This window comes from Phenylobacterium sp., from assembly GCF_044372605.1.
Taxonomy (GTDB): Bacteria; Pseudomonadota; Alphaproteobacteria; order Caulobacterales; family Caulobacteraceae; genus Phenylobacterium.
On the sequence record NZ_JBILRO010000254.1, the window covers coordinates 1 to 4,817 of the forward strand.

6 protein-coding genes and 1 pseudogene are annotated in these 4,817 nt (G+C 63.3%); 4 read left to right on the forward strand and 3 right to left on the reverse strand.

Annotated elements, in window-relative coordinates:
• Nucleotides 1-2: 2 nt before the first annotated feature.
• Genes ACIQ42_RS16045 through folD form a run of 4 tightly spaced genes read left to right on the forward strand, consistent with a single transcriptional unit; the run spans nucleotide 3 to nucleotide 3,010 of the window.
• On the forward strand, nucleotides 3-578 hold the full coding sequence (locus ACIQ42_RS16045) for a glutathione S-transferase family protein (RefSeq protein WP_397423250.1): 576 nt from the start codon (nucleotides 3-5) through the stop codon (nucleotides 576-578).
• Nucleotides 579-621: 43 nt separating this feature from the next.
• Nucleotides 622-1,629, forward strand: a complete 1,008-nt coding sequence (locus tag ACIQ42_RS16050; protein ID WP_397423251.1) for a S1/P1 Nuclease — start codon at nucleotides 622-624, stop codon at nucleotides 1,627-1,629.
• Nucleotides 1,629-2,111, forward strand: coding sequence for an NUDIX domain-containing protein (locus tag ACIQ42_RS16055; protein ID WP_397423252.1), 483 nt, complete (start codon nucleotides 1,629-1,631; stop codon nucleotides 2,109-2,111). Before ACIQ42_RS16050 ends, ACIQ42_RS16055 begins: the two co-directional genes overlap by 1 nt.
• Nucleotides 2,108-3,010: a bifunctional methylenetetrahydrofolate dehydrogenase/methenyltetrahydrofolate cyclohydrolase FolD gene (gene folD / locus ACIQ42_RS16060; RefSeq protein ID WP_397423253.1), complete on the forward strand. Its 903-nt coding sequence runs from the start codon at nucleotides 2,108-2,110 to the stop codon at nucleotides 3,008-3,010. The genes ACIQ42_RS16055 and folD overlap by 4 nt, the downstream gene beginning before the upstream one ends.
• On the opposite strand, the gene ACIQ42_RS16065 is transcribed toward folD, so the two are convergent.
• The 3 genes and pseudogenes from ACIQ42_RS16065 to ACIQ42_RS16075 form a co-directional block, all read right to left on the reverse strand.
• Nucleotides 3,007-3,636 carry an ABC-type transport auxiliary lipoprotein family protein gene (locus tag ACIQ42_RS16065; protein ID WP_397423254.1) on the reverse strand — a complete coding sequence of 210 codons (630 nt, stop codon included), beginning with the start codon at nucleotides 3,634-3,636 and terminating at the stop codon, nucleotides 3,007-3,009. The two genes, folD and ACIQ42_RS16065, sit on opposite strands and share 4 nt — an antisense overlap.
• Entirely contained in the window at nucleotides 3,633-4,592 is a 960-nt protein-coding gene (locus tag ACIQ42_RS16070) for an MlaD family protein (RefSeq protein WP_397423255.1), read from the reverse strand. The genes ACIQ42_RS16065 and ACIQ42_RS16070 overlap by 4 nt, the downstream gene beginning before the upstream one ends.
• Nucleotides 4,592-4,817, reverse strand: a pseudogene (locus tag ACIQ42_RS16075) (ABC transporter ATP-binding protein); the annotation flags it as partial. The gene ACIQ42_RS16070 and the pseudogene ACIQ42_RS16075, both read right to left, overlap by 1 nt.

The following is a 4,817-nucleotide window of genomic DNA, read 5'->3' on the forward strand; positions in this document are numbered from 1 at the left end:
AAATCTATGGAGATCGGATCTCGGGGAATTGCCTGAAGGTGGCCTGGATAGCGGATTTTCTGGGTCTTGCGTACGACTGGATCGAGGTCGACATCATGAAAGGTGAGTCTCGCACGCCGGACTTCCTGGCGATGAATCCAGCGGGCCAGGTGCCTGTCGTCGTTCTCGATGACGGTCGGGCGCTGTCGCAATCCAACGCCATCATCCTGCATCTGGCCGAAGGCTCGGCGCTGATCCCGGTCGATGCCTATAACCGCGCCCGCATGCTGGAGTGGATGTTCTGGGAGCAATACAGCCACGAGCCCTATGTAGCGGTGGCGCGGTTTCAGGTGCGCTATCAGGGCAAGGCGGTAGCCGACCTCGAGCCGCGACTGGTGGAACGTGGCCGGGCGGCGTTGCAACGTCTGGAGGACGGTCTGGCTACCTCAGCCTTTCTGGTTGGCGATCATGTCAGCCTCGCCGACGTGGCCCTGGTTGCCTATACGCGGATGGCCGGGGAGGGCGGTTTTGACCTGGCCGACTACCCGCGCGTCACTGGCTGGATCGAGCGCGTTGAACAGGTTTTGAAGATCAACTGAAAGCGCCTTGCCTTGGCCGGGATCGACAGCGCAAATGCGGTCCATGAAACGCCTCGTCGCTCTTGCCGTTGCTGCCCTGCTCGCCACTGCGCCCGGCGGTGCCCTGGCCTGGGGCGGGAGTGGTCACCGGATGATCGGCCAGGAGGCGATGCGCAGCCTGCCAGGCGAGTTGCCGGGTTTCCTGCGTAGCCCGAGAACCATCCTCGACGTCGGTGAACTCTCCCGTGAGCCGGATCGCCACAAGGGGGCCGGGCGTTTGCATGATACCGACCGCGAGGGCGCGCACTTCATCGACATCGACGAACAGGGCAAGTTGCTGGGCGGCCCGATGATGGTCCCTCTGGCCGCCACCCGGGCCGACTACGCCACGCAACTTCGGCTGTTCAATCTGGATGAGTGGAAGGCTGGCTACCTGCCTTACGCCATCATCGACCGCTACCAGCAGCTCACCATAAATCTGGCCTACTGGCGCGTCCTTAACGCTGCCATCGTCAACCCCGCCTGGAAAGGCAACAGGGTCTGGTTCAAGGAAGACATCCGCCGGCGGGAGGCGCTAATCCTCAAGGACATAGGCGAGCTGTCCCATTTCGTGGGCGATGGCAGTCAGCCCCTCCACGTGTCGATCCATTACAACGGCTGGGGTGACTATCCGAACCCGAATGGCTACACGACGGCCCGTATCCACGCTCCCTTCGAGGGAGAAATGGTCAAATCCCGCGTGTCGCAGGTTGATGTCGCAAAGGCCGTCGCGCCGTTCCGAAGCTGTTACTGCCCTATCGAACAACGGGTGACGGATTATCTGCTTAAGTCACGCGACCAGGTCATCCCGCTCTACGAGATGGAGAAGGCTGGCGGCATGAAGCCGGGCGATCCGCGCGGCGGCACCTTCGCGACGGCCCGACTGGCAGAGGGCGCCTCGGAGCTTCGGGACCTGATTGTTGAAGCCTGGCGAGCCAGCGCCACCACCAAAGTCGGATGGCGACCTATCGCAGTACAGGATGTGCTGTCGGGCAAGGTCAACCCTTACGTCGCGCTCTCCTCGGTCGACTGATGGCGATCCCGCAATTTGGGGTCGCCGTGGATGAGGCTGCCTGCCCGGATCGTCCGGCCGCTTTCGCCGTGATTGAGCGGGGCGGCCTTATCGCGCTCGTGCGGGTGTCGTGGCTGGGGCGAGGTCATCTGCTGCATCTGCCGGGCGGCGGGATGGATCCGGGCGAAACCGAGGTTCAGGCAGCAATCCGTGAGTGCGGAGAGGAGGCTGGCCTCGTGGCCGCGCTCGATGCGGCTCCTTTCACCCGCGCCGATCACTTCTTCCTGCATCACGACGGCGTGGTCCGGAACACGCGTGGGGCCTTCTTCGCGGGCCAGGTTGCAGCCGAGAATCACGCTTTGAAGATCGAGACGGATCACGAACTTGTCTGGCTCGACCCATTCGAAGCCCTCACTCAACTGGATCGAGAATCCCATGCCTGGGCGGTCGCGGTCTGGCTGAGATTGCGCGTACGGGCGCCACGCGCTACCAGCGCGAGATGACTGAGACCACCGCTAGGATCATCGACGGCAAGGTCCATGCCGAACGCCTGCTGACTAAAGTGAAGGCAGAAGTGTCGCGGCTTAAATCCGAGCATGGGCTTCAGCCCGGGTTGGCGGTTGTGCTGGTGGGCGACGATCCCGCGTCGCAGGGCTACGTGAAGTCCAAGGGCGAGCAGTCGCTTGCGGCGGGCATGCATTCGGTCACTCATCGGCTGCCTGCGGACACCCGGCTTGAGGACCTGTTGCAGCTGGTTGGCGATCTCGATGCTGACCCCTTGATTCACGGCATACTGGTCCAACTGCCGCTGCCGAAACATCTGGACGAAAGCGCGGTGATCGCCGCCATCAGTCCGGACAAGGATGTGGATGGCCTTAGCGTGATCAATGCCGGTCGGTTGGTGGCGGGGCTTCCATCGCTGGTGGCCTGCACGCCGACGGGGTGCCTGATCCTGTTGCGCGAGACCCTGGGCGACCTGACGGGCAAGCGCGCGGTGGTGGTCGGTCGGTCTCTTCTGGTAGGCAAGCCGATCGCCCAGCTGCTGCTGGCAGCAGACTGCACCGTGACCATGGCCCACTCTCGCACGGTCGATCTACCGTCGGTCTGCCGGGAGGCCGATATCCTGGTGGCCGCCGTAGGTCGTCCCCGGATGATCCGCGGCGACTGGATAAAGCCCGGCGCCTGCGTGATCGACGTCGGCATCAATCGTGTGCCGTTTGACAATCCCGAGCAGGCCGCAGCCGGCAAGACCAAGATCGTGGGGGATGTGCACTACAAGGAAGCCCTGGGCGTCGCGGGCTGGATAACGCCGGCGCCGGGCGGGGTCGGGCCAATGACCGTGGCAGTGCTACTGCAGAACACCATCACGGCGGCGATGCGGCAGGCAGGGGTGGAAGCCTAGACCGGAACCGCCAGCTCGTTGGTCCAGCCGATCACCTGCTTGAGAACCTCAGCCACGGCGCGGTCGTAGGCAGGAACGATCTCTGAGAGCTTGTTTTCCGAGGGCGTGATCCGGGCTTCGAAGATCCGTTCACCGACCAGGCCACGGTCCGCGTTCGACGTGAGCGCCGCGCGCACACGGACCAATACAGTTGGCGCCGCCTTCGGCCCTCGTTCGTAAAGAGCTTCAAAGTTGCGGACGTCCAGGCGCAGCACATAGGCCGCGCGCCCGGGTTCGCCGCGTGCGATCAGCCTCACGCGACCGTTGTCCGCGTCAAACGCCGCCAGTACGGCCTCGTCCCAGAGTGTGATGGCTGGCGTCACCCACCGGGCTTCGGCGACCAGAGCCACCCTTTCCGACGTGATCGCCACTAACCGGTCGCCAGCGGCCTCGCGCTGAAACTCTCCCGTTGCGCGGACAACGCCAACCGTGCCGGTCTGCACTGTCTCGAACTTGGCTGATGCCGGTTGACCAAACCGGTAGAGGTCCACCGGCTTCGCCTTTGGCAGCAGGGTGATGCATCCGCTCGTCGCCAGGGCAACGGCAGCTATAACGGCCACTCGGAATGTGATGGAGCCGGACCTCATTTCGGGACTTTCACTTCCTTGGCGGGCGGTTTGCCCAAAGCGCCGGTGGGGCTGGACTGAATTTCGTTGATCAGGCGCTCAAGAGATTCGGCCGAGTTCTGCAGCTGGATCACGGTAGCCGTGACCTGAGGCAGGCCGTTGTTGGCGAAGTCAGATGTCGGCCCCTGAAGTTTTTCCGCCATGGTGCGGATCTCCTTGGCTGTGACCTGCGTCTCCCTTGCGGCGTCGGCGAGGCTGCGCATGGCCCTGCGACCGTCGCCGTCCACCACATCGCGTGTGGTTTTCGACAGGAGCGCGATCTCGGCCGTCGCCTCTTCCAGCCGTTGAACCGCGATCTGAACGTCGGCGATCAGGGCCTTGCGCTCGCGTAGCTCTGCCGTCACCGCCTGGACATCCGAGAGCGCGGCCGAGAATGTGCGGACGTTCTGATCCGACAATACACGGTTCACCCGATCAAGGGCCTCGATCGAGCGCGTCAGCACCGTGCCTCCGCCCTCCAGGAGGTCGGCGAAGGTGCTGCGCCGACTGGCCAGTCGGGGAACGCAACCACCGCCGATGCGGGTGCAGCGCTTGTCGGAATAGTCCTTCAGGAGCTGCTTCGTTGAGCTTCCGGCGATAATCTGGACATAGTTGAGGCCGGTTATCCCCTGAGGCTCAAGAGTTGCGTAGGAGTCGATCCGGATCGGCACATCTCCTGTAACCCGCGCCCGGGCAATGACGTTCTTGGGGTTTGATCCGTCGAGCTCGATCTTGGTGACCTCGCCGACCTTGATACCGTTGAAATGAACCTCGCCGCCTTCGGTCAAGCCCCGGACAGGACCCTCGAAAACGATGTCGTAGAGGTCGTACCCTGCATTGAAGTTCAAGCGCGCCAGCCAGACCACGAAGACCATCAGAGCGACAGTCAGGATCAGCGTGGACAGGCCGACCAACGCATAGTTGGCGTTCTTTTCCATCAGCCCTCAGATCCCCTGCCGCCGCCCCGCGCCGCGCGACCGCGTTCGCCCAAAAGGTATTCCTGGATCCATGGGTGTTCCGAATGTTCTAGTTCGCGAACAGGCGCCACCGCCACCACCGTCTTGTCAGCGATCACCGCCACCCGGTCGGTGACCTTGTAGAGACTGTCGAGGTCGTGTGTGATCATGAATACGGTAAGGTCCAGACTGTCGCAAAGGTCCTTG

Excerpts from the sequence above, each read along its gene's own strand:
- ACIQ42_RS16050 (WP_397423251.1), top strand. The coding sequence starts at position 622 with ATGAAACGCCTCGTCGCTCTTGCCGTTGCTGCCCTGCTCGCCACTGCG.
- ACIQ42_RS16055 (WP_397423252.1), top strand. The coding sequence starts at position 1,629 with ATGGCGATCCCGCAATTTGGGGTCGCCGTGGATGAGGCTGCCTGCCCG.
- folD (WP_397423253.1), top strand. The coding sequence starts at position 2,108 with ATGACTGAGACCACCGCTAGGATCATCGACGGCAAGGTCCATGCCGAA.
- ACIQ42_RS16065 (WP_397423254.1), bottom strand. The coding sequence starts at position 3,636 with ATGAGGTCCGGCTCCATCACATTCCGAGTGGCCGTTATAGCTGCCGTT.
- ACIQ42_RS16070 (WP_397423255.1), bottom strand. The coding sequence starts at position 4,592 with ATGGAAAAGAACGCCAACTATGCGTTGGTCGGCCTGTCCACGCTGATC.